Here is a 594-nt window from a genome sequence, read left to right on the forward strand (position 1 = left end):
TAGCCTCCCACCTATCCTGTACATACAATACCGAGTCCCAGTATCAAGCTAGAGTAAAGCTCCATGGGGTCTTTCCGTCCTGGCGCAGGTAACCAGCATCTTCACTGGTACTTCAATTTCACCGGGTGCATTGTCGAGACAGTGCCCAAATCATTACGCCTTTCGTGCGGGTCGGAACTTACCCGACAAGGAATTTCGCTACCTTAGGACCGTTATAGTTACGGCCGCCGTTTACTGGGGCTTAAGTTCAAAGCTTCGCCTTACGGCTAACCTCTCCCCTTAACCTTCCAGCACCGGGCAGGCGTCAGCCCATATACCTCACCTTTCGGTTTCGCATAGACCTGTGTTTTTGCTAAACAGTTGCTTGGGCCAATTCTCTGCGGCCTGCTCTCGCAGGCACTCCTTCTCCCGAAGTTACGGAGTCATTTTGCCGAGTTCCTTAACAATGCTTCTCCCGTCGGCCTTAGGATTCTCTCCTCATCCACCTGTGTCGGTTTACGGTACGGGTACGGTATGAACAATAGCGGCTTTTCTTGGCAGCCAGCTCACACATTTCCCTACTTTTAGTTCGGTATGCGTCACGTCTTCGGATTG

1 rRNA gene is annotated in these 594 nt (G+C 51.7%); it reads right to left on the bottom strand.

The features are described 5' to 3' along the window. Positions 1 to 594 (bottom strand): 23S ribosomal RNA (locus NI21_RS0115315); the annotation flags it as partial.

The sequence above is a fragment of the Eubacterium sp. ER2 genome, assembly GCF_000765215.1.
Lineage (GTDB): Bacteria > Bacillota > Clostridia > Lachnospirales > Lachnospiraceae > Claveliimonas > Claveliimonas intestinigallinarum.